The organism is Ancylobacter gelatini (assembly GCF_022601675.1).
GTDB lineage: Bacteria > Pseudomonadota > Alphaproteobacteria > Rhizobiales > Xanthobacteraceae > Ancylobacter > Ancylobacter gelatini.
The window spans coordinates 58,368-77,798 of record NZ_JAKVIL010000015.1; the positions used below are offsets into that span (position 1 = coordinate 58,368).

The following is a 19,431-nucleotide window of genomic DNA, read 5'->3' on the forward strand; positions in this document are numbered from 1 at the left end:
CCCATGCGGATCTCCTGGAGACACACGCTTCTCCTGATCGCCGCGATAACGCTGGCGGTGCCGGCCATTGCACCGGCGGCCCGCGCGGCGGAGCCCTATCTGCTGGGGCCGCAGGATCGGCTGCGGATCCGCGTGTTCGAATGGCGCAGTTCGCAGGACAAGATCGTGCAGTGGGAGGGGCTCAACGACGAGTTCACGGTGTCCGACAGCGGCAGCGTCAGCCTGCCTCTGGTCGGCGAGGTGGTCGCGCTCGGCCGTACGCCGCCCCAGATTGCCACCGAGATCGCGGAGCGATTGCAGCGGCGCATGGACCTGATCGCCCCTCCGGACACCAGCGTCGAGGTTTCCCAGTATCGCCCGATCTATGTCGTCGGCGATGTCATGAAGCCCGGCGCGTTCCCGTTCCGGCCGGGCATGATCGTCATTCAGGCCATTTCGCTCGCGGAAGGCATTTTCCGTACGCCGAACCAGGTGCGTGAGATGGTCACCGCCCAGGGCGAAATGAGCGAGATCGCGCTGAGGATCGATGCCCTGATCGCACGGCAGGCCCGGCTGGAAACCGAGGCGGCGGGCGATGAGACGATCCGCTTCCCCCCGGCGCTGCTGCAACGCCGGTCGGTGCCGGCCATCGCCGCACTCATCCGTCAGGAGACGCTGATCTTCCAGATGCGGGCGGAAGCCTATCGCACGCAGACCGAGGCGCTGCGCGATCTTCAGTCCTATCTCACTAAGGAGGTCGCCTCTCTCGATGCGCAGATGGAGGCGGAGGTGACCCAGGCTGATCTCCTCAACAAGGAACTGGAGGGGATCGCCTCCCTCGTCGCCAAGGGGCTGGCCGTCGCTCCGCGCCAATACGCTTTGGAGAGATCCAAGGCGGAAATTCAGGGCGACCGGCTGCGGCTCGAGGGCAGCATGCTGCGCGTGCGCCAGGAGATGAGCAAGGCCGACCTCAGCCTGCTGGAGCTCCGGAACAAGCGCCAGGGCGATATCGCCCTCGAAATCCGCGCCACTGCGCAGGAACTCCGCCAGTTGGAGAACCGCAGCCGAATTGCGGAAGGCCTGCTCCGGCAGATCGACCCGCTGTCCATCGGTGGCAACCGGAGCCGGCCAAAACCGATCTTCATGATGCTGCGCGCCGGGCAGAATGGCGGCGAGGCCTTCGTGATCAAGGACACCGATCCGGTCCTTCCCGGCGACACGATCATCGCGTCGCTGCCGGCGCTCGACACGGGCCAGCCGCAGGATGTCCCACCCGAGGCCGCACGTCCCGACATCCGGCCCAATCCGGCGTCGGTCACGGTGGCGAACTGATCGGCGCTGGTCGACGCCAGATCTTTTCGTTCTGCCCGACTGGTGTTGTCCTTAATTGAAGACGTAGTTCGTTAGAAAAAGTTCGATTAAATGATGTATAGGAAAAATATTCATCCATAAGCATGTACCAAGCTGATAGAAATTATCTATTCAGTTCACGATAATTTGCCGGCACATAATCGAATGATCCATGTCGTTTATGGGGGGGTATCAGCTGGATACATATCCCCCGTGCCGGGACGCCCGCCGAGTCCGCCCGAGGATATCCGGCGCCCGTGACGCTTTCCATGTCTCTCGTCTGGTGGAGCAAGGTCCCATGGCAGTGCTGGTAACGGGCGGGGCGGGATATATCGGCAGTCACATGGTTCTGGCGCTTCTCGATGCCGACTTCGAGGTCGTGGTGCTGGACGATCTGTCCACTGGCTTCGACTGGCTCGTGCACCCGGAGGCCGCGCTGGTGCGTGGCGATGTCGCCGATGCGGCGCTCGTGCGCGGCATCGTCGAGAGGTACGATATCGAGGCCGTGGTGCATTTTGCGGCGCGGATCGTCGTGCCGGAGTCGGTGATCGATCCGCTGGGCTATTATCACGCCAACACCGCGAAATCGCGGGCGTTCCTGGAGGCGCTGATCGCCGCCGGCGTTCGGCAGATCATCTTTTCCTCGACCGCAGCCGTCTACGGCATGGTCGGCTGCGATCCGGTCCACGAGGACGCGGCGCTGGCGCCGATCTCCCCTTATGGGCGCTCGAAGCTGATGACCGAGTGGATGCTGCTCGACGCGGCGATGGCTCACCCGCTGAAATATGTCGCGCTGCGCTACTTCAACGTCGCCGGTGCCGATCCGGCCGGTCGGGCCGGCCAGTCGACGCGCGCCGCTACCCATCTCATCAAGGTCGCGGCCGAGGCCGCGCTCGGCAAGCGCGCGGGTCTCGACATCTTCGGCACCGATTATCCGACACCGGATGGCACCTGCCTGCGCGACTACATTCACGTCACCGATCTCGTCGCCGCGCATCTGGACGCACTGCGCTATTTGCGGACGGGCGGGGCGAGCCGCGTGCTGAATTGTGGCTATGGCTGGGGCTATTCGGTTCGCGAAGTGGTGGACACGGTGAAGCGGGTGTCGGGGATCGACTTCCCGGTCCGCATCTGTCCGCGCCGCGTCGGCGATCCGCCTGCCATCGTCGCCGGTGCGCAATGCATCAGGAGCGATCTCGGCTGGTCGCCCAAGCTCGCCGATCTCGACGTCATCGTCGCGCACGCCCTCTCCTGGGAACGCCAGCTTGGCGAGCGCAACCGGATGTGATCCTCTTTCCGGCCGGCCAGCGTCGTCCTTACCGGCAAGCGGGCCGGCCCGCGCCCTGTTCCGACCGGGCGGCCGACCGCAGCGCATCGGCGTGCAGGTGTACGACATTCTCCAAGCTGAACCGGTCGACATAGTCCTGCCGGTACCGTGAGAACGCCCGCTCATGGTGCAGATTGTCGTGATACGCGCTCATGGCATCCACGAGCGCGTCCTCATCGCGCGGCGGCACCAGCCTCCCCAGCCGCGTGTCGACCAGGATGTCGCGCGGGCCGAAGTCGCAATCCACCGCGATGACCGGAAGCCCGAACCGCAGCGCCTCGCAGATGACCAGGGACCACCCCTCCCAGCGGGAGGTCGAGACATAGATGTCGCTGGCGGCGAGCGCCGCGTGCGGATCGGTCGGGTGATATTCGATGTCGACCACGGCATTCAGCTTCAGGCGCTCGATCTGCGCGCGCAACGCCGGCTCGTCCCCGCCGTGGCCCACCAGCTTGAGGCGCACATTCGGCTGGCGTCGGTACAGCTTCGCGAAGGCGCCGATGAGGATGTCCTGGCCCTTCTGGTGATCGAACCGGCCGACATTGACAAAGGTGGTCGGGCGCGCCGGCTCCTCGCCCCGACGTTGCAGCGCGCCGAACGAGCGCACCGGGTTCGGAAGCCACCGCATCTCGGCCTTCAGCTCGTACCGATCCTTGAAGGCGTCGATCTGGGCCGGGGATGTGCCGAAAATGTAGGGAATGCGCCGGAGTACGCAGGCCTCGGCGATGAAGAACATGATCCTCGCCTTCAGGCGGGTCCGCTCATGCGCCGGGTTGCCGTGCAGATGCAGCGCGAAGCGGCAGTTCAGGCCGATGCAGGCCAGCCAGCAGAACGCCATGGGCTCGATCTGCGGGACGACCACCAGATCGTAGTTGCCGCGCTGGATCAGGCGTCGATAGGTGAAAATCCGTGAGAGCGGGGTCGGCGCCTCGCGAAGGATTCGATTGTATTTCCGCGCATCGGCCGGAAAATTCTGGTGTGAGGATGTGTACAGCACGTCGACATCGAATTCCGTGCCGTATTGATTGACCAGTTCGGTGCAGACGCTGTCGATGACCCGTTCGATCCCGGCGAAAAGCCGCGTTCCGGGCTGGATGTAGAGGATCTTCAGTTTTGCCCCCGGCGCGGCCGGGCGCAGAGCGGTCCGCATGGGTTCTGCCGTGGTCATCAGGCTTTCCTCTCTGGCGGACCTTGGAGCGGCAGTTCCTGCGTTGCGGTCGATGGTTGTCGGTCTCCCGTCAGCCGGCACGGCTGCGCAGCGCCTGCAGGCGGGCCAGCATGTAGCGCACCGGCTCCGGCGCCAGGTGCCACACGCAGAAGGCGTAGAAGCCAAGCGCGAGCACCGGGGCGATGACGAGTTGCTCGGCGGACGAGAGGTTGGCGACGAGAGCGGCGCTCCCGAAGGCGCCGATGGCCGCCGGCACCGCCGGCACCAGATAGATGGCGGCGTAGCGCGGAATGGAGACGTGCGCGACGCGGTTGACCACGGTGTAGCAGACGCAAGGCTGCACGAGCGCGAAATACGCAGCCACGCCGAGGGCGACCCCGTAGTCGGGGCTGAACCAGGCGCCGGTGATGATCAGGGTGAAAAAGATGCCGGTGTTCATGATGGCGTAGCCGATGAGCCGCCGGAAATGCCCGTTGGCGGGCAGCAGCGGCCCGATCACCCATGTGACGGCATCGAATGCCAGCCCGATGCTGAGGATCTGCATGTAGAACGTCGCCCCGGCCCATTCCTGGTTGAAGACGAGGTCGATGAAGGGGCCCGCCATGGCGGCCTGGATGAAGCAGATGGGCATGACCACGATGGCCAGAACCTGCGAGGCGATCAGCGCGGCGTCGCGCTGGCGCGCCGCGTCGTGGCTCAGGTGGATAAGGGCGGGAAACAGCACGCTGCCGATGCTGCTCCCCAGAAGCCGCACCGGCTGGGCGGCGATCCGGTAGGCGAAAAAATAGAGGCCGACGCGCACATCGCTGGCCACCAGCCCCAGCACCAGCGCGTCGCCCTGGCTCATAAGGGTGGTCAACAGGCGGGTGCCGGAGACGGCGAGGGATTTCGGTAGCAGCAAGGTCCAGCGGAAATGCCGGCGGCGTCTCGGCAGCTCGGCTCGGGTGATCGCCCACGCCGCGCCGCTGAAGACCACGGCGCCGATCGGGATCGGCACGGCGAAACTATAGGCGCCGAAATCGCCGGCGGCGAGGGCGATGGTCGCCATATTGATGACCACGACCTCGGCAAAGCCCAGCATGGACAGCAGCCGGAAGTTCATCCGCGAGCGGATGATCGCGACCGGAACCGTGCTGAACGCGCGCAGCGGCACAGCGAGCGCGATCACCACCAGCAGCCCGGCGAGCTGGGGGTGATCGTAAATCTGCGCCACGAGCGGCGCCACGGCCACCAGCAGCAGGAAACACGCCACGGCGGGCCCGAGGCTGAACCAGAACAGCGCGCCGAACCACACGGGCATCTTGTGCCGGCGTTGCAGGACCACATCGTCCAGCCCCAGCTGGAACGCCGTGCTGACGATGCCGGAGACCATCAGCGCCAGGCTGATCAGCCCGAAATCGGCCGGCAGGAGCAGCCAGGCCAGCACGATCTGCGAGCCGGCCTGCACCAACCGCGATGCCGCATTCTGGCCGAAGAACCACAGCATGCCATGGACGACGGCATGGCCCACCATCCCGTGCCGTGCGTCCGTATGAGAGTGAAGCGGGACGGCGGGCTTCTTGATGGCGGGAGAAGGCAGCGCGTGGAGGTCGGCCGTCAAGATGACATCCCTTCTGAATGTTCGCGCCGCGGTGCAGGCGCGCGAGCCCCGAAGCGGGGGCGGCCTGACGCGACAACGGGGCCCGCCTCCCTGCGAGGAGGCGACCGTGAAAACGGGCGTTTCACATGCGCGGACACTGGAAGAGAGCCGTACGGCACCGCGCTGATGCCGCCCGGGCGGGGTCATTGCGCGTCGGCGAACCCACGGTACGGATGCGCTGTCCGGTCCCGCCGCTCGTCGGGTTCGGGCGTGACCGAACTCCGACAAGACGACCCTATCACCACGCAGCGTTGAACAAATATACCGCTTTGGATGGAGCGTTTATCCAAATATTCGTAAGTAATAATGCTCGTGAGTGCGAAAAATCATCGAGGCCATGCCACGGGCGGGAGACGCTGATCCTCCCGCGGATTTAGGCGGCGTCCGTCGATCGGGGAGAGCAGCGACGCGAACCTCGCGGTTCACCGAGGGACAGATCATCGGGATGCGGATGGTGCAGGGGGCCGGCGCGACGATCGCCGCCGCCTTCCGCAGGCATGGCATTTCCACGGCCAAGGTCCACACGTTCAAACATTGATCCCCGGCCGGTTTCCCACGGCAATCGGGAGCCGCATCGGGTCACCGATCAACCCGCGCACTCTCCGCTCAGCCGGGAGCAGGCAAGGGCCTGACGTCAGCCAATGGGACGACATTGGCTGGCCGCGCGCGATCCGCCCATCATCGGCCATCGGTGTATTTCGAAGAAAAAATGCTGCACCGCTTACTATGGTGAAGCATAAATCTCAGCTAAGAATACGCTTCCGTCTATTCCACCGGAAACATCTGATGCGTCAAGAACGACACTTCAGTTCGATTCTTGGCCTTTAGTTTCTTCATGATGTTGCGCACATGTACCTTCACGGTGCTTTCACACATCGAGAGTTCATACGCGATGATCTTGTTCGACATGCCTTTGCGCATGGCTTTGATGACCGCCATCTGCCGGGGTGAGAACAGCCCGGAAAGATCGGCGGGCGCGTTGAGCGCAGTGTCGCTCGGCAGCGCCGTCAGGCACTGGGCGGGGATGAAAAATCCGCCGCTTTGAACCAGATTCAGCGCCTTGAGGATCACTTCCAGGCTCAGCGTCGTCGGCAGGAAGGCCCGCGCGCCGCTGGTTATCAGCTCGTTGAGCGTGGCCGGGCGCTCCTCGTCGGAGATGACGGCAAAAGGGATGGTGGACGATACGGCTTTCAATTCAAGCAGTTGCTGCCGCAGTTCCGAGATCGAGCTCAGGCTGCTGGCCCAGAACAGCACCAGCGACGTCCGCTCCAGCAAACCGTTTCTGCGCCATCCCTGAATATTGTCGAAAACCACATAGTCGCTCCACGGATCGGCGGCGCTGAGCGAGGAGAAGAGGCAGTCGCGGACGAAGGAGCGACTGTCGATAAGCACTATGAGAGGCCGTGTTGCGGGGCTGCGGGGAATCGACTCCTTCGTCGAAACGACCCGCCGAGGCTCGATGAGGGGGGGTATATGACTGCACGCCCCGCTGATTTCACTATGCTCATTCATGAGGAACCGACCTTGCTGCTAAGGCAGGACGACGGCCTGAGGACTACGCTTGCCTTTACGTCATATATCCCGAGTGATGCGTTCCGATCCCATTACTAACCGTAAGCTGTAGCGAAATTCAATGTATCACTAAGAGTATATCAAGTTCGTACCTATTTTGGAGGTAATGGCGCCAAGGCAGGACCCCCTGGTCCTTGCAAGCCTCCCCACGATGGGACGGAGGTCTACCGCCTCAGTCTGGCGCCATCTACCGCGGACGAAACGTTCAGTCCGACTCGGCCGGCGGTGCGGTGCTGGCGCGGAGCACTAGCTCGACGGGCAGCACCGTGTCGTCCGGCTGTGCGTCGCCGGCGATGCGGGCGATGAGGCGGTGGGCGGCCTGGCGCCCGATCGCCTCGCGGGGCTGGCGGATGGTCGAGAGCGCCGGCGCCATGTGCGACACCAGCTCGATATCGTCGAAACCCATCACTGAAACGTCGCGTGGCACTTTGAGCCCGCGATGCTGCACCTCGCCGATGAAGCCGCAGGCCATGGCGTCGCTGGCGAGAAACACGGCGGTCGGGCGTTCCGTTATCGGAAGCGCAAGCCATTCGGTGGCAGCATGGCGGCCGGAATCGAGCGAGAAGTCACCGGCGAAAACCCGCGGCGCGGGCAGGCCATGCGCCGCCAGCGCGTCGCGGGTGCCGGCGAGCCGCGCCTCGGTCAGCACGTTCCCGGCGGGTCCTTCGACATGGGCGATACGCCGATGGCCGAGCCCGATGAGATGCTCGACGGCCAGTATCGCCGCCTGCCGGTTGTCGATTTTCACGCGCGGCGCGGCGAAGCCGGGAATCCACTCGCAGGCGAGCACCACGGGCGTGCGCCGCGTCAACTCGTCGGCCGGCAGGGAACCATCCAGCACGATCAGCCCGTCCGCCCGGCTCGGCTCGGCATAGCGCAGCAGCGAGCCGCGTCCCTCTGTGCGGGTGTCGGCGATCAGCAGATTGTAGCCGGCCGGCGCCAGCACCGCCGCCATGCCGGCAAGGATCTGCGAGAAGAATGGATTCGAGAGGTCCGGCACCAGCGCGACCACGCCGCCGGTGCGCTGGTGGCGCAGGTTCCGCGCCGCCTGGTTGGGGCGGTAGCCGGTCTCGCAGATCGCCTGCTCGACCAGGCGGCGGGTCTCGGCGTTGACGATCTGCGGATTGGACAGCACACGACTGACCGTCGCGGTGGACACGCCGGCCAGCCGAGCCACGTCGATGATCTTGGGTCGATGGTGCTGCATGGCCTCTCTGTAGAGGGTGCGGCCGCCGGCTGACAATTGCTGCCGCTGGGGAATGGCCCCTCTTGCAATCGATTACATAACTGCATTACGCTGATTTCAACCGATTACAACAAAAGAACGGTTGGCCGGCTCACAGTCGGTCGGGAGGAAGACGATGCGGACCTTGAAGGGACCGGGCCTGTTTCTGGCCCAGTTCATTGGCGCCGACGCGCCATTCGACAGCTGGACATCGATCACGCGCTGGGCCGCCGATTGCGGCTATGAGGGCGTGCAGGTTCCGACCAATGATGCGCGCATTCTCGACCTCGAACGCGCCGCCGCCTCGAAAGGCTGGTGCGAAGACTGGGCGGGGCAGGGCGCAGCCAACGGCGTGGCGGTGACCGAGCTTTCCACGCATCTGCAAGGCCAGCTGGTGGCGGTCCATCCCGCCTATGACGCGATGTTTGATGCCTTCGCGCCGGCAAGCGTTCACGGCAACCCCGCCGCCCGGCAGGAATGGGCGGTTGACCAGATGAAGAAGGCGCTCACGGCCTCGAAACATCTCGGCCTCAACGCCATGGTGAGCTTTTCCGGCGCGCTGGCCTGGCCCTATGTCTATCCCTGGCCGCAGCGCCCGGCGGGCCTGATCGAGGAGGCGTTCGACGAGCTGGCACGGCGCTGGCGCCCGCTTCTCGACCATGCCGATTCGTGCGGCGTCGACATCTGCTTCGAGATTCATCCCGGCGAGGACCTGCACGACGGCGACACGTTCGAGATGTTCCTGGAGCGGGTCGGCAATCACCCGCGCGCGAAGATGCTCTACGACCCTTCGCATTTCGTGCTGCAGCAGCTCGATTATCTCGACCATCTCGACATTTATGCCGAGCGTATCGGCATGTTCCACGTCAAGGATGCCGAGTTCAATCCCACCGGGCGCAAGGGCGTCTATGGCGGCTACCAGCCCTGGCTGGAGCGGGCAGGGCGGTTCCGCAGCCCGGGCGACGGGCAGGTCGATTTCGGCGCGATCTTCTCCAAGCTGGCGGCGATGGACTTTCCCGGCTGGGCTGTCGTCGAATGGGAATGCTGCCTCAAGCATCCAGAGGACGGCGCGCGCGAGGGCGCGGCCTTCGTGAAGAGCCACATCATCCGCGTCACCGAGCGCGCCTTCGACGATTTCGCCGCCGCCGGCACCGACCGCGCCGCCAATCGTCGCCTGCTGGGGCTGGAGCCATGATCGCCGGTTCAGCGGCCGCCGCGCCCGCGCCGATCCGCCTCGGCATGGTGGGCGGCGGCGCCGGGGCCTTCATCGGCGCCGTGCACCGCATTGCTGCCCGGCTGGATGGTGAGTTCCAGCTGGTGGCCGGCGCGCTGTCGTCGACGCCGGAACGGGCGCAGGCGTCTGCTGCCGAGCTGGGGCTGGCGCGGTCCTATGACGACTTCACCGCCATGGCGAAAGCCGAGGCACGGCGCAAGGATGGCATCGAGGCCGTGGCCATCGTCACGCCGAACCACATGCATGCCGGCCCCGCTATCGAGTTCCTCAAGCGCGGCATCCACGTCATCTGCGACAAGCCCCTGACCGCCACCACGGCGGAGGCGAAGAAGCTCGCGGGGGCGGCGAAGGCTTCAAACGCGCTGTTCATCCTCACGCATAATTACACCGGCTATCCGATGGTGCGGCAGGCCCGCGCCATGGTGGCGGCGGGCGAGCTCGGCCGCATCCGGCTGGTGCAGGTGGAATATGTGCAGGACTGGCTGACCCAGGCGGCGGAAGCCACCGGCTCCAAGCAGGCGGAATGGCGCACCGATCCCGAACGCTCCGGCGCCGGCGGCGCGACCGGAGACATCGGCACCCACGCCTATAATCTCGCCTGCTTCGTCTCCGGGCTCACCCCGGAAAAGCTCGCCGCGGACCTGTCGAGTTTCGTGCCCGGCCGGCGGCTCGACGACAACGCCCATGTGCTGCTGCGCTTCGCTGGCGGCGCGAAGGGCATGTTGTGGGCGAGCCAGGTGGCGCCGGGCAATGAGAACGGCCTGCGCCTGCGCATCTTCGGCGAGAAGGGCGGGCTGGACTGGGCGCAGGAGGATCCCAACCGGCTGTGGTTCGCCCCCTATGGTGAGCCGAAGCGGCTGATAACCCGCAACGGCGCCGGCAGCGGGCCGGAGGCGGCGCGTGTCTCGCGCATTCCGCCCGGCCATCCCGAGGGCTATCTGGAAGCCTTCGCGAACATCTATGCCGAGGCGGCGCGGGCCATCCGGGCGCACCGCACCGGCACGCCGCCACCGGACGGCACGCTCTATCCCACGCTCGCCGACGGGCTCGCCGGCATGCGCTTCATCGACGCCTGCGTGCAGTCCTCCAAGCGCAACGCGGCGTGGATCACGCTATGACGGCGCCGGTGCTGGAACTCGTTGGTGTGCGCAAGAGCTACGGGCCGATCGAGATCCTGCACGGCGTCGATTTCGCGCTGCGGGCCGGCGAGGTCCATGCGCTGATCGGCGAGAACGGCGCCGGCAAGTCGACGATCATGAAGATCATCGGCGGTTTCGTCGCGCCGAGCTCCGGCGAGGTTCGGCTGGATGGGCGTCCGGCCGCCTATCGCAGCGGCGCCGAGGCGGAAGCGGCGGGCGTGGTGGTCATCCACCAGGAATTCAACCTCGCCCCCGATCTCACCGTGGCCGAGAACATCTATCTCGGGCGCGAATTGGGGGGGCTGTTCCTCGACCATAAGGCGATGCGGGCCGGCACGCAGGCGCTGCTCGACGAACTCGACAGCGCCATCCGCCCGGAAGCGCGCATCCGCGACCTGCCGGTGTCGGACCGCCAGATGGTCGAGATTGCCAAAGCCCTCTCGCGAAATGCGCGCGTGCTGATCATGGACGAGCCTTCCGCGGTGCTGACGCACAGGGAAGTCGAGGTGCTGTTCCGCCAGATCGAGCGGCTGCGGGCACAGGGCGTCGCGCTGCTCTACACCTCGCACCGGCTGGAGGAGGTGACGCATCTGGCCGACCGGATCACCGTGCTGCGTGACGGCGCGGTGGTGCGGCAGGCGCTGCGCGGGGAACTGACCGAGGACGGCATGGCGACCGCCATGGTCGGCCGCGACCTTGAGGACATCTATCCCGCCAAACGCCACCATGCCGGCGAGGTCGCCCTGGAACTGCGGGGCTTTTCCGTGCCGCCGCTGGTGAAGGACATCTCCTTCACGCTGAAGCGCGGCGAGGTGCTCGGCATTTCCGGCCTCGTCGGCTCCGGGCGCACCGAACTCGCCGAAGGGCTGGTCGGCCTGCGGGCGTCGACCGGCGAGGTGCGCCGCAACGGCGTGCCGGTCCGCATCGCGTCGGTGCGCGAGGCGGCGGCGCAGGGCATGGCCTATCTCACCGAGGACCGCAAGGAACGCGGCCTGCTGCTCGACAAGACGCTGCGCGAGAACCTCACGCTCTCGACGCTGCCGCGCTTCGGCGCGCCGTTCATTTCCGCGGCGCGCGAAGAAGAGGCGCTGACCAAGGCGATCGCCGATTTCGACATTCGCGCCCCGCGCCGCGACCTGCGGGTCGGGAACCTGTCGGGCGGCAACCAGCAGAAACTGCTGCTCGCCAAGACCATGCTGTCCGACCCCGAGGTGGTGATCATCGACGAGCCGACGCGCGGCATCGATGTCGGCACCAAGAGCCAGATCTACGCCTTCATCGACGCGCTGGCCGGTGAGGGCAAAAGCGTCATCGTCATCTCCTCCGACATGCCGGAAATCCTCGGCCTCTCCGACCGCGTGCTGGTGATGCGCCAGGGTCGGATCGCCGGGGAGCTTTCCGGCGAGCGCATCAGCGAGACCGACGTGGTGCGGCTGGTGATGGGGACATCGGAGGACGCCGCCGGCGATGCCGCCCAAGGCAGCGTCACCAAGGGCAACACCGCCGAAGGGAGTGTTCATGTCTGACGCCGTCATCCAATCTGCTGCCGGCCGCCGCCTGCCGAGCCTGTCCGCTCTCGGCCCGCTGCTGGCGCTGATCCTGCTGGTGGTGCTCGGCGCCTCTCTCAACGACAACTTCCTGTCCGCCGGCAACGTCACCAATGTGCTCGCGCGCTCGGCCTTCATCGGCATGATCGCGGTCGGCATGACCTTCGTGATCACCTCCGGCGGGCTGGACCTTTCGGTCGGCTCGATGGCCGCCTTCATCGCCGGCGTGATGATCCTCGGCATGAACGCGCTGCTGCCCGCCATGGGTGTCGGCGTGCCGCTGGTGCTGGCCGGTATGGGCATCGCGCTCGGCGTCGGGCTGCTGGCGGGGCTCGGCAACGGCCTGCTGGTGACCAAGGCGCGCATCGAGCCGTTCATCGTCACGCTCGGCACCATGGGCATCTTCCGCTCGCTGGTGACCTGGCTCGCCGATGGCGGCACGATCAGCCTCGACTTCGGCGTGCGCCAGCTCTACCGGCCGGTCTATTATTCGGGGCTGTTCGGCATCGCCTGGCCGATCATCGTCTTCGCCATCGTCGCCATCGCCGGGCAGGTCGCGATGCGGCACACCCGGTTCGGGCGCTATTGCGAGGCCATCGGCTCCAACGACAAGGTGGCGCTGTATTCGGCGGTGAATGTCGAGCGCATCCGGCTGTTGACCTATGTGCTGCTCGGCCTGCTCGTCGGCCTCGCCACCATCATGTACGTGCCGCGCCTCGGCTCGGCTTCCGGCTCCACCGGCATGTTGTGGGAGCTGGAGGCGATCGCCGCCGTCATCATCGGCGGCACGGCGCTGAAGGGCGGCTATGGCCGGGTGTGGGGCACCGTGGTGGGCGTGCTCATACTCAGCCTGATCGACAACATCCTCATCCTGGCGGACCTCGTCTCGCCCTACCTCAACGGGACGATCCAGGGCGTCATCATCGTGTTCGCGGTGGTTCTCCAGCGCGGCAAATCATCATCCGCCTGAGAGCGGAGACACTAGGGAGAAACGAGAATGGAACGCAGGGCCTTCCTCACCACCGCCGCCATCGGCGCCGCCACCGCCGCCGCCGGAGTCTCGGTTCCCGCCATGGCGCAGGGCAAGAAGGCGGTGATCGGCGTCTCGATCCCCTCCGCCACGCACGGCTTCATGGGTGGGCTCAACTGGCACGCGCAGGAGACCATCAAGCGGCTGAAGGCGACCTATCCGAATCTTGAGTTCGTGCTCGCCACCGCTGGCGCGGTCGGCAAGCAGGTGAACGACATCGAGGACATGGTGGCGACCCGCAATATCGATGCGCTGGTGGTGCTACCCTTCGAATCCGAGCCGCTGACCAGCCCGGTTAAGGCGGTGAAGGACGCCGGCAAATGGGTGACGGTGGTGGATCGCGGCTTGTCCCAGCCCGGCATCGAGGACCTGTATGTCGCGGGCGACAACACCGCTTTCGGCCGCGTCTCCGGCGAATATTTCAAGGCCAACCTCAAGCCCGGCGCCAAGATCGTGGTGCTGCGCGGTATCCCGACCACGCTCGACAATGAGCGCGTCGAGGCGTTCCAGGCCGCCATTGCCGGCTCCGGCATCGAGATCCTCGACATGCAGCACGGCAACTGGAACCGCGACAAGGCGTTCCAGGTGATGCAGGACTACCTGTCCAAGCACAAGCAGATCGATGCCGTATGGGCGGCGGATGACGACATGGCCATCGGCGTGATGGAAGCCATCGCGCAGGCCGGCCGTCAGAAGGAAATGTGGATCGTCGGCGGCGCCGGCATGAAGGAGATCATCAAGCGGGTGATGGACAAGGACCCGCAGGTCCCGGTCGACGTGTCCTATACCCCGGCGCAGATTTCCACCGCGCTGGAAGTCACCGCGCTGCGCTTCGTCTCCGATACGCCGGTCTATGGCCGCTTCATCATCGGCTCGACCCTGATCACCGCCGAGAACGCCGCCCAGTTCTACTTCCCCAACAGCCCGTTCTGAGCGGTCGGTCGTCCTCAATATCGCCGCCGGTTCCGCGAGGGGCCGGCGGCATGCTGAAGGCGCGTCGCCAGGGCCAAGGTCGAGTCCAAGGTCAACACCAAGACCGCGGCGAGCATCCGGTTTTCCATCTAGAGCACGATGCCATAACGGGCGGCTGCTGCCCGGATATGCTGCTGCATCGCGGCCTCGGCGCCAGCGCTGTCCTGGGCCGTCAAGCGCTCGGCAATGTGCCGATGCTCGCGCGGCGTCTCGCCCAGCCGCTCCCGCCACGCCATGGGCAGGCGCTGGCTTTCCTCGGCCATGTCGCGGATCGGCCGATACATCGCGGCCAGCATCGGGTTGCCGGAAAGCTCGAAGATGAAATCATGGAACCCGGCATCGGTGAGGCTCATTCCCGTCAGGTCGTCGCGGCGGTAAGCCTCGTCCATCCGCGCGACGAATTCGTCGAGCCGCGCCGCTTCCGCCGGCCCGGTGCGGGGCGCCGCCAGCCGGGCGGCATAGGCCTCCAGCCCCAGCCGCGCCTCGTACACATCGCGCGGCGTGCAGCGGTCGGCGTAGCGCCAGAGCGGGCCACGTTCGGCGGGACGGGAGACGAACACGCCGCTGCCGGCGCGCACCGTCACCAGCCCGCGCGTTTCCAGCACGGTAAGCGCCTCGCGCAGGGAGGGGCGACTGACGCCAAGCTGCTCGGCGAGATCGCGCTGTGAGGGCAGGCGCTCCCCTGATTTGAGGCTGCCCTGAAGGATGAGGCCCTGGAGATGCTCGACAACGTTGCGCGGCACCGGCCCACGCTCGCCGCTGGCGCTGATCGCGACTGCCTCATTCTTGGACATTATCCCACCTTGAGCAAAAATTCCGCGATTCCGGCGCAAAACCAGCATAGCGCGGCTTGACGGCAGCGTGAATCCCGACGCATGCTGAACTGGTCAGACCAATCTTACCAATCTGGCCAATCTAATCCGTTCCAGTCACCATCGCCAGCCTTGAGGCGCGACATGTCCGCAGGACAACGCGCGCGGCGCTGCAGAGAGGGTTTCACAATGAGCATCTTCGGGTTCGCCCTGAAGGGCGCCGTCGCCGCCAGCCTGCTGCTGGGCGCGAGCGCGGCGATCGCCGCCGACATCAAGGTCGGCGCCAATGTCGGCAATGTGCCGTGGGAGTTCCAGGACGAGACCGGCAAGATCGTCGGCTTCGAGGTCGATCTGGTGAACGAGGCGGGCAAGCGCATCGGCTCCGGCGTCGAATTCGTCAACATCCCCTTCAACGGGCTGTTCGCCGCGGTTCAGTCCGGCCAGATCGACGCTGCCGTGTCCTCGATCACCATCACGCCGAAGCGGCTGCAGTCGGTGTCCTTCGCCCAGCCCTATTACGACAGCGACCAGTCGCTCTCCGTGCTCACCAAGTCGGGCATCAAGGATCTGAGCGGCATGTCCGGCAAGGTGGTCGGCGTCGATACCGGCTCCACCGGCGACATGTGGGCGACCAAGGAGAAGGACACCTACAAGTTCGCCGATATCCGCCGCTATGAGGGCCTTTCGCCGGCGATGCTCGACCTCGCCGCCGGCCGCATCGACGGTTATATCAGCGACATTCCGGCGGTGCTCTACTACATCAAGGACAAGCCGAACTATGCGGTGGTTCAGCGCATTCCCACCGGCGAGCAGTACTCGGTCATGTTCGCCAAGGACAGCCCGCTGGCGGCCAAGGTCAATGCCGAGATCACCAAGATGAAGCAGGACGGCACGCTCGCCGCGCTTCACAAGAAGTGGTTCGGCTCGGACGTCGATCCCGCCACCTCCACCGCCAAGGTGATGGACATGCCGAAGGCGCCCTGAACGGCGCACCGGCCTGATCCATCCAAGCTGCCGGCGGCCCGCGCGCCGCCGGCATCCTGTTTCTGCCGCGCGACGGCCGGGAGCCGACATGTCGATCTTCGAGACATTCCTCAACTGGGACGTGTTCGTCCGCGTGCTGCCCCTGCTGCTGTCGGGGCTGTGGGTCACGTTCACGCTCGGCCTACTCGCCATCGTGCTGGGTCTTGCCGGCGGCCTGCTGCTGGCGCTGCTGCGACTCTATGCGCCGACCCCGTTCCGCCAGCTCACCATCGCCTTCATCGACCTGTTCCGTGCCATCCCCATTCTGGTGCTGCTGGTGGTGGTCTATTATGCGCTGCCCTTCCTCGGCATCCGCCTGTCGCCCTTCGCGGCCGCCGCCTCCTCGCTGAGCGTGGTCTCGGCCGCCTATTCGGCGGAAATCTTCCGCGCCGGCATTCAGGCCGTAGCCAAGGGTCAGTTCGAGGCGGCGAAGGCGCTCAGCCTCAGCCCGTTTCGCACCATGACAGACGTCGTGCTGCCGCAGGCGATCCGCGTGGTGATCCCGCCCATCACCTCCAACGCCATCAATGTCATGAAGGACACCGCGCTCGCCTCCGTGGTCGCGATGCCCGACCTCCTGAAGCAGGCGACGCAGGCGCAGGCGCTGACCGCCAACCCGACGCCGCTTATCGGCGCGGCGGTGATCTATCTCATCATTCTCCTGCCCCTGGTCCGGCTCGTTGCGCTGCTCGAAAAGCGCATGGCCGCCGCGCATCGTTGAGGAGACGGCCATGCGCCCCATCATCCGCATGAGCGGCATCGACAAGATGTTCGGCAGCTTCAGGGCGCTTCACGAGGTCAGCCTCGACATCGGCGAAGGCGAGATCGTGGTGGTCATCGGCCCGTCCGGCTCGGGCAAGTCCACCCTGATCCGCTGCATCAACCAGCTCGAAGTGCATGACGCAGGCACCATCGAGGTCGATGGCCATCTCGTCACCCGCGGCGCCGGCCTTGCCGCGGTGCGCGCCGAAGTCGGCATGGTGTTCCAGAGTTTCAACCTGTTTCCGCATATGAGCGTCCTGCGCAATGTCGCGCTCGCCCCGGTGCGGGTGCGCGGCCTGTCGTGGAGCGAGGCCAATGAGCGGGCGGGCAAGCTGCTGGCGCGTGTCGGGCTCGAAGCCCATGCCCAGAAATATCCCGGCCAGCTCTCCGGGGGCCAGCAGCAGCGCGTCGGTATTGCGCGGGCGCTCGCCATGGAGCCGAAGATCCTCCTCTTCGACGAGCCGACCTCGGCGCTCGACCCCGAAATGGTCGGCGAGGTGCTGGATGTGATGCTCAAGCTCGCAAAAACCGGCGCGACCATGGTCATCGTGACCCACGAAATGGGTTTCGCGCGCAAGGTCGCCGACCGGGTGGTGTTCATGGATGGCGGACGGATCATCGAGCAGGGGCCGCCGGACCAGATGTTCGACGCGCCGCGCGATCCCCGCCTGCGTAATTTCCTCAACGCCGTGCTGTCCCATTGATCATGCGTGACCTCACCCCCGGCCCCCTCGATCCCGACAGCTTCGCGCCCTTCGGGCAGGTGCTGGCCTTCGACCCGGCGAACGCCCTGGCCGTCAATGATGGCTGGGCGCTGCGCTCCAATCTGGCGGCCCGCCTCGAACCCGCAGGGGCGGGTGTTCCGACCCTTGCCGTGTTCCGCGCCCGCTGCCATCGCCTGCCGGCCGCTATCGGCTTCCTGGAGTGCCACCCGCATTCCTCGCAGGCATTCCTGCCGATGGCCCCGCAGCGTTTCCTCATCGTGGTGGCGCCGGAAAGCAAGGCCGGTGGGCCCGATCTCGCGCAGGCCCGGGCCTTTCTCGGTGCGGCGGGGCAGGGCGTGAACTATCGGCGCGGCGTGTGGCATGCGCCGATCACGGCCATCGACGCCGACACCGACTTCCTGATGCTCATCTGGGAGCACGGCATGGCGGACGACACCATTGTCCACCGCCTGGCGCACCCGATTCATGTCAGGCCGCTCCAGACCTCGGGGCCGGCCGTTGAGGAGACGCTCCATGACGCTTGATCTCGCCTTTGCCCGCGCGCAGTTCCCCGCCCTTGCCGATGGGTTCGCCTATATGGACAATGCCGGCGGCTCGCTGGTGCTGCGCCAGGTCGCCGAGCGCGTGTCGGAGTATTTGCTCACCACCAGCGTGCAGACCGGCGCGAGCTATGCACAGTCGCAGCGCGCCACGACGCGCCTTGCCACCGCGCGCGCCCGCATCGCCCTCATGATCGGTGCAAACCGGCCCGAGGAGGTGATTCTCGGGCCGTCGACCACCGTGCTGTGCCAGAATCTCGCCCGCGCCCTGCTGCCCCAGCTGAAGCCGGGCGACGAGATCGTCGTCACCGATTTCGACCATGAATCCAACATCGGCCCGTGGCGCTGGCTGGAGCGTTTCGGCGTCGTCATCCGCGAATGGAAGATCGACCGCGAGAGCTTCGAGATCGATCTGGGCGATCTGGACGCGCTGCTGAACGAGCGCACCCGCCTCGTGGCGGTGACCCATGCCTCCAACATTCTCGGCACCATCAACCCGATTGCCGAGATTGCCCGGCGTGTCCATGCCGCCGGCGCCAAGATCATCGTCGACGCCGTCGCCTATGCGCCGCATCGCCTGGTCGATGTCGCCGGCTGGGACGTCGATTACTATGTCTTCAGCTTCTACAAGACCTATGGGCCGCATTTCGCGGTGATGTACGGCAAGTACGAGCTGCTGCTCGGCCTCGACACACTTTACCACTACTTTTATACCGCCGATAAAGTGCCGGCCAAGCTGGAGCCTGGCAACACCAATTACGAACTGGCCTGGGGATCGGCCGGTATCGTCGACTATCTCGACGCCCTTGGCGGCGGCGGCGGAGACCGCGCGGCGATCATCCGCGCCTTCGACGACATCGCCGCGCAGGAGGAAGCTCTCTCCGCCCGGCTGCTCGACTTCCTCAATGCGCGCAACGATGTGCGCGTGATCGGCCGAACCGACAGCGCCCGCGAGCGGCGGGTGCCGACCATCGCGTTCAAGGTCGAGGGCGCCGACTCCGCCGCCCTGGTGCACAAGATCGACCGCGCGGGAATCGGCATCCGCCATGGCGACTTCCATTCGCGCCGCCTGGTCGAGGCGCTGGGCCTCGCGGGCGATGGCGGCGTCGTGCGCGTCTCGCTGGTGCATTACAACACGCTGGAGGAAGTGGATCGGCTGATCGCGGCACTGGAGACGGCACTCGCCGCCTGAACCCCGCGCCGGTCCGCAGGCGCTGACCGTCCCGAATGCATCAGGCCGGCCATGGCCCCGGAAGGGACCGTGACCGGCCTGACATGTCTCGACTGGCGCCGTGCCCGGCCGAGATCGCCTTATTCCTGGAAGGCTTCCTCGCGTTTTTTACGGACGGATGGGAGCAGCACGACGATGAGGGCGAGTGCGGCGAGAG

General features: G+C 66.0%; 17 protein-coding genes. 12 read left to right on the forward strand and 5 right to left on the reverse strand.

From position 1 onward, the window contains the following. The first annotated feature begins 3 nt into the window (after nt 1-3). Both MKI84_RS20125 and galE read left to right on the forward strand, forming a co-directional pair. The gene (locus MKI84_RS20125) at nt 4-1,311 is read left to right on the forward strand and encodes a polysaccharide biosynthesis/export family protein (RefSeq protein WP_241622055.1); all 1,308 of its coding nucleotides are present in this window, start codon (nt 4-6) and stop codon (nt 1,309-1,311) included. Between the two features lie 316 nt (nt 1,312-1,627). Continuing rightward, complete coding sequence (galE, locus tag MKI84_RS20130; RefSeq protein WP_241622056.1) at nt 1,628-2,617, forward strand: UDP-glucose 4-epimerase GalE; 990 nt, start codon at nt 1,628-1,630, stop codon at nt 2,615-2,617. Between the two features lie 28 nt (nt 2,618-2,645). Here galE and MKI84_RS20135 read toward each other — a convergent pair whose 3' ends face one another. The 4 genes from MKI84_RS20135 to MKI84_RS20150 form a co-directional block, all read right to left on the reverse strand. Beyond that, nucleotides 2,646-3,824, reverse strand: a complete 1,179-nt coding sequence (locus tag MKI84_RS20135; protein WP_241622057.1) for a glycosyltransferase — start codon at nt 3,822-3,824, stop codon at nt 2,646-2,648. Between the two features lie 70 nt (nt 3,825-3,894). Next, nucleotides 3,895-5,424, reverse strand: coding sequence for an oligosaccharide flippase family protein (locus MKI84_RS20140; protein WP_241622058.1), 1,530 nt, complete (start codon nt 5,422-5,424; stop codon nt 3,895-3,897). 804 nt (nt 5,425-6,228) lie between these two features. Beyond that, nucleotides 6,229-6,855: a LuxR C-terminal-related transcriptional regulator gene (locus MKI84_RS20725; RefSeq protein WP_241622059.1), complete on the reverse strand. Its 627-nt coding sequence runs from the start codon at nt 6,853-6,855 to the stop codon at nt 6,229-6,231. A 385-nt stretch (nt 6,856-7,240) separates the two neighbouring features. Further along, the gene (locus MKI84_RS20150; protein ID WP_241622060.1) at nt 7,241-8,242 is read right to left on the reverse strand and encodes a LacI family DNA-binding transcriptional regulator; all 1,002 of its coding nucleotides are present in this window, start codon (nt 8,240-8,242) and stop codon (nt 7,241-7,243) included. A 154-nt stretch (nt 8,243-8,396) separates the two neighbouring features. Here MKI84_RS20150 and MKI84_RS20155 point away from each other — a divergent pair, with 154 nt between their 5' ends. The 5 genes from MKI84_RS20155 to MKI84_RS20175 are packed head-to-tail and all read left to right on the forward strand — an operon-like array spanning nt 8,397 to nt 14,143. Then, complete coding sequence (locus tag MKI84_RS20155; RefSeq protein ID WP_241622061.1) at nt 8,397-9,455, forward strand: sugar phosphate isomerase/epimerase family protein; 1,059 nt, start codon at nt 8,397-8,399, stop codon at nt 9,453-9,455. After that, nucleotides 9,452-10,612 (forward strand): Gfo/Idh/MocA family protein, encoded by a 1,161-nt coding sequence (locus MKI84_RS20160; RefSeq protein ID WP_241622062.1) that lies wholly within the window; start codon nt 9,452-9,454, stop codon nt 10,610-10,612. The genes MKI84_RS20155 and MKI84_RS20160 overlap by 4 nt, the downstream gene beginning before the upstream one ends. Beyond that, nucleotides 10,609-12,159, forward strand: coding sequence for a sugar ABC transporter ATP-binding protein (locus MKI84_RS20165; RefSeq protein ID WP_241622063.1), 1,551 nt, complete (start codon nt 10,609-10,611; stop codon nt 12,157-12,159). The genes MKI84_RS20160 and MKI84_RS20165 overlap by 4 nt, the downstream gene beginning before the upstream one ends. Beyond that, complete coding sequence (locus tag MKI84_RS20170) at nt 12,152-13,150, forward strand: ABC transporter permease (protein WP_241622064.1); 999 nt, start codon at nt 12,152-12,154, stop codon at nt 13,148-13,150. Before MKI84_RS20165 ends, MKI84_RS20170 begins: the two co-directional genes overlap by 8 nt. 27 nt (nt 13,151-13,177) lie before the next feature. Next, on the forward strand, nt 13,178-14,143 hold the full coding sequence (locus MKI84_RS20175; protein ID WP_241622065.1) for an ABC transporter substrate-binding protein: 966 nt from the start codon (nt 13,178-13,180) through the stop codon (nt 14,141-14,143). A 128-nt stretch (nt 14,144-14,271) separates the two neighbouring features. On the opposite strand, the gene MKI84_RS20180 is transcribed toward MKI84_RS20175, so the two are convergent. Next, nucleotides 14,272-14,976, reverse strand: a complete 705-nt coding sequence (locus tag MKI84_RS20180) for a FadR/GntR family transcriptional regulator (RefSeq protein WP_241622066.1) — start codon at nt 14,974-14,976, stop codon at nt 14,272-14,274. A gap of 207 nt (nt 14,977-15,183) precedes the next feature. On the opposite strand from MKI84_RS20180, the gene MKI84_RS20185 reads away from it, so the two are divergent. From MKI84_RS20185 to MKI84_RS20205, 5 genes are all read left to right on the forward strand, one after another. Then, nucleotides 15,184-15,978 carry a transporter substrate-binding domain-containing protein gene (locus tag MKI84_RS20185; protein ID WP_241622067.1) on the forward strand — a complete coding sequence of 265 codons (795 nt, stop codon included), beginning with the start codon at nt 15,184-15,186 and terminating at the stop codon, nt 15,976-15,978. Nucleotides 15,979-16,066: 88 nt separating this feature from the next. Next, complete coding sequence (locus MKI84_RS20190; protein ID WP_241622068.1) at nt 16,067-16,738, forward strand: amino acid ABC transporter permease; 672 nt, start codon at nt 16,067-16,069, stop codon at nt 16,736-16,738. 10 nt (nt 16,739-16,748) lie between these two features. After that, a complete protein-coding gene (locus MKI84_RS20195; RefSeq protein ID WP_281063268.1) occupies nt 16,749-17,483 on the forward strand; it encodes an amino acid ABC transporter ATP-binding protein in 735 nt (244 codons plus the stop codon). 2 nt (nt 17,484-17,485) lie between these two features. Then, nucleotides 17,486-18,028, forward strand: coding sequence for an ureidoglycolate lyase (locus tag MKI84_RS20200; protein WP_241622069.1), 543 nt, complete (start codon nt 17,486-17,488; stop codon nt 18,026-18,028). Further along, complete coding sequence (locus MKI84_RS20205; RefSeq protein WP_241622070.1) at nt 18,018-19,235, forward strand: cysteine desulfurase-like protein; 1,218 nt, start codon at nt 18,018-18,020, stop codon at nt 19,233-19,235. The genes MKI84_RS20200 and MKI84_RS20205 overlap by 11 nt, the downstream gene beginning before the upstream one ends. The last annotated feature ends 196 nt before the right edge of the window (nt 19,236-19,431 follow it).

Bases quoted from the DNA above. Each gene is read 5' to 3' on its own strand.
- MKI84_RS20125 (WP_241622055.1), top strand. From the start codon at position 4: ATGCGGATCTCCTGGAGACACACGCTTCTCCTGATCGCCGCGATAACG.
- galE (WP_241622056.1), top strand. From the start codon at position 1,628: ATGGCAGTGCTGGTAACGGGCGGGGCGGGATATATCGGCAGTCACATG.
- MKI84_RS20135 (WP_241622057.1), bottom strand. From the start codon at position 3,824: ATGACCACGGCAGAACCCATGCGGACCGCTCTGCGCCCGGCCGCGCCG.
- MKI84_RS20150 (WP_241622060.1), bottom strand. From the start codon at position 8,242: ATGCAGCACCATCGACCCAAGATCATCGACGTGGCTCGGCTGGCCGGC.
- MKI84_RS20155 (WP_241622061.1), top strand. From the start codon at position 8,397: ATGCGGACCTTGAAGGGACCGGGCCTGTTTCTGGCCCAGTTCATTGGC.
- MKI84_RS20160 (WP_241622062.1), top strand. From the start codon at position 9,452: ATGATCGCCGGTTCAGCGGCCGCCGCGCCCGCGCCGATCCGCCTCGGC.
- MKI84_RS20165 (WP_241622063.1), top strand. From the start codon at position 10,609: ATGACGGCGCCGGTGCTGGAACTCGTTGGTGTGCGCAAGAGCTACGGG.
- MKI84_RS20170 (WP_241622064.1), top strand. From the start codon at position 12,152: ATGTCTGACGCCGTCATCCAATCTGCTGCCGGCCGCCGCCTGCCGAGC.
- MKI84_RS20175 (WP_241622065.1), top strand. From the start codon at position 13,178: ATGGAACGCAGGGCCTTCCTCACCACCGCCGCCATCGGCGCCGCCACC.
- MKI84_RS20180 (WP_241622066.1), bottom strand. From the start codon at position 14,976: ATGTCCAAGAATGAGGCAGTCGCGATCAGCGCCAGCGGCGAGCGTGGG.
- MKI84_RS20185 (WP_241622067.1), top strand. From the start codon at position 15,184: ATGAGCATCTTCGGGTTCGCCCTGAAGGGCGCCGTCGCCGCCAGCCTG.
- MKI84_RS20190 (WP_241622068.1), top strand. From the start codon at position 16,067: ATGTCGATCTTCGAGACATTCCTCAACTGGGACGTGTTCGTCCGCGTG.
- MKI84_RS20195 (WP_281063268.1), top strand. From the start codon at position 16,749: ATGCGCCCCATCATCCGCATGAGCGGCATCGACAAGATGTTCGGCAGC.
- MKI84_RS20200 (WP_241622069.1), top strand. From the start codon at position 17,486: ATGCGTGACCTCACCCCCGGCCCCCTCGATCCCGACAGCTTCGCGCCC.
- MKI84_RS20205 (WP_241622070.1), top strand. From the start codon at position 18,018: ATGACGCTTGATCTCGCCTTTGCCCGCGCGCAGTTCCCCGCCCTTGCC.